General features: G+C 50.5%; 4 protein-coding genes. 3 read left to right on the forward strand and 1 reads right to left on the reverse strand.

Annotated elements, in window-relative coordinates:
- A partial coding sequence (locus tag ACFFAR_RS30680) for a helix-turn-helix domain-containing protein (RefSeq protein ID WP_375509164.1) occupies positions 1–344 on the reverse strand: 344 nt, incomplete at its 3' end.
- Between the two features lie 131 nt (positions 345–475).
- On the opposite strand from ACFFAR_RS30680, the gene ACFFAR_RS30685 reads away from it, so the two are divergent.
- From ACFFAR_RS30685 to ACFFAR_RS30695, 3 genes are all read left to right on the forward strand, one after another.
- Positions 476–1,600 (forward strand): phage/plasmid replication protein, encoded by a 1,125-nt coding sequence (locus ACFFAR_RS30685; RefSeq protein ID WP_375509165.1) that lies wholly within the window; start codon positions 476–478, stop codon positions 1,598–1,600.
- Complete coding sequence (locus ACFFAR_RS30690) at positions 1,597–1,830, forward strand: hypothetical protein (RefSeq protein ID WP_375509166.1); 234 nt, start codon at positions 1,597–1,599, stop codon at positions 1,828–1,830. The genes ACFFAR_RS30685 and ACFFAR_RS30690 overlap by 4 nt, the downstream gene beginning before the upstream one ends.
- 244 nt (positions 1,831–2,074) lie before the next feature.
- Positions 2,075–2,407: a hypothetical protein gene (locus ACFFAR_RS30695; RefSeq protein WP_375509167.1), complete on the forward strand. Its 333-nt coding sequence runs from the start codon at positions 2,075–2,077 to the stop codon at positions 2,405–2,407.
- Positions 2,408–2,517 lie beyond the last annotated feature (110 nt).

Genomic DNA, 2,517 nt, shown 5'->3' on the forward strand with positions numbered 1-2,517 from the left:
TCCTGCTCGTATCCGAAAAGCACACCTTTTAAGGCGATTTTGGCTTGATTACGGATATCTGTAGGCAGAGCTTCAAACCGCCGAAGAATAGGCAGCATGTCTTGAGATACCACCATTTCAGAGGGCTCTAGCAACAGCTCATCGGTGGTCGTTCCCAGTACATGTGCAAGGCTTACAACCTTGTCCGCTGCTGGCATTCCGCGCCCGGCCTCGTAAGAGGTATAACTCGATTTGCTGATTCCCGCAGCCTCCCACACGGCCTGCTGAGTGAGGCCTTTAGCCTCCCGATACCGTCTGAGATTTGTCCCGATGGTCATGGCTATGTTGCCTGTGTGGTTGCTCATGCTTTCCATCGTACTCACTGTTCACCCATCCAGTACCTATATATCGGTACATTTCTACTTGCATTTGAGGATCGTAGGGTCTCATAATCCAGCCACTTCTGTATTGGAATACAGATATTGACAGGATTTCTATGTTTTACGATTGGATCAAGGCCGCACAGGATTATCCGCATGACCTTCGCAAGGTTACGGATGTGCTTATCCGTCGTGTAGATCCGGACACCGAAGAGACGTTGAGCGAGTCAACTTCGGCGTTTCACGCAGAGGGTAGCTACTGCACCACCTTTCGGATTCACGTCCACGGGCGTCGTATTACAGTTGATGGCAACGCCTCACGCATAAACCGCCTTGACAACGTTTTCGGCATCCAGCGCTTGGACGACAACATGCGGGTGATCAACTCCGTACTGGCTGAGTGGGATTTGCCTCCGCTGACCAAGTGTACGAAGGTCGAGCATTTGCAAAACGGCGGGACCCTCACCGATGGAGCTGTTTTTCAGCGGCTCGATCTGACCGAGAACTTTTCGGTGGGGCAGGGGAACGAGAGGGCATTTTTGCGTGGCATTTCCAGTCAGCGTTTCCGGCACTCCATCGGCTACCTGTACCCGGACGGCAACACCACTGTCTGGACCCCGAAGGGTGGTGAGAAGGCTGGCCGTTTGGTCTATCCCGGCAATTACAACAAGGCCGCTGAGATGGATGCCCATCTGCTGCCAAAGGTAAAAAGAACTTACGGCGCTGATTCCGCCGAGTTCGCTTATGTCGAGCAGCTACGTGACTGGTGCGTCTCAAGGGGCGTTGTCCGCTCTGAAATAAAGCTTCGATCTGAGTTTTTAAGACGTGAACGCCTCTGCCATTGGGGCCTTTTTGACGAAGAAAGACTGCGGGAAATCCACCGCGAATTTTTAACTGTAGGCGACCGGATGAAGGTGAGCGCTATGGATATTTTCAGTATTTCCGAACAACTCCTTGCTGAGGGTCTTTGCAACTCGCTGCAAGCAGCCTCACGTACTGCAACTTATGCGATGGAGTGGATGAACGGAAAACAGTTCGATATTTCCAAGTCTGCCGTGAAAACACATAGAGCTCGGCTTCGCCAAATCGGTATTGATATTAAGTCGCCATTTGACTCTTCGCGTCACGGTGTTGTTTTCGTCCGTAACGTCCGCGAAGTTGAACGCAGCTTCAACCTTGCACCACCTTCTTTCTATCGTCCTGCCGTGATCCCAAGCCACTTGCGATTGGTGGCCGCATGAAAAAGGCAGTGTTCCAAGGCACGGCACTTAGTACCTCGCAACGTCGCCAGCTAGATTTTCAGCGGCGTACAAAATCCGCCTTCTTGAACTCGGCACTGGAACAGCAAGTTCAGGATACGCTCAAGGCAGTTCAAGAGCGGAAAGATAAGGGCATAGCTCCCGAAAAGATTTGGTCTCGCGTTTCAGATGAGTCTGGAACAATTTCTGTTGCTGAATGGGTAGATCGCTGATGGAACGAAATGCATATATGGAATTGCGCGCCCAAGTGCACATGGTTATCTGTGACGCCATGCAAAACACTGCCGCTGATGCAGAGTCAACGACTAATAATGTAATGCGCACACTGTTGCGCTCTCTTGCCGACGCCGACATAAAGCGTCAGCGCGGCTTGCAAGAACTTAAAAACTTCAGGCGGAATCCTGATTCTAAAGTGCCCGGTTGGGCATATACCCCAGATGGGAATAAGGCAATTATATGAAGATTTTGAAAGGTACTATCGTCGATGTGATCGACAAAGGCACTCCGGAAAAGCCATGGGCTATTGTCGGCATTCAAAGCCAAAGTCCAAATCGTAATGGGATGATGCAGTTCGAACTTTTTGAGCTGTCCGTTTTTGGCGAGGCCGTTAAAAATGGCCTGCATAACGTGTATCGCGGTCAAAAGGGTGTTGAGGTGTATGCGCCTTTTACAGTCTCGTATAACGAACGCTACAAAGAATTGAATTACCAGCTTGCCGGTATTCCTTTGCGTATCGAGGAAAGTCGTCCAGTGCAAGCAGCACCGAATTCACAGAAGGTTTCGGCCTGATGGAATCTATCGCGGATGTTTCTGAGCTGGCATCCGCAATAGCGCTGTTGTGGGCTACAGCTTGGACACTTAGACAAATACGCAAAGCCATAAAATAAATTCTCTACGGA

The sequence above is a fragment of the uncultured Caballeronia sp. genome, from assembly GCF_964243625.1.
In the GTDB taxonomy this organism is placed as follows: domain Bacteria; phylum Pseudomonadota; class Gammaproteobacteria; order Burkholderiales; family Burkholderiaceae; genus Caballeronia.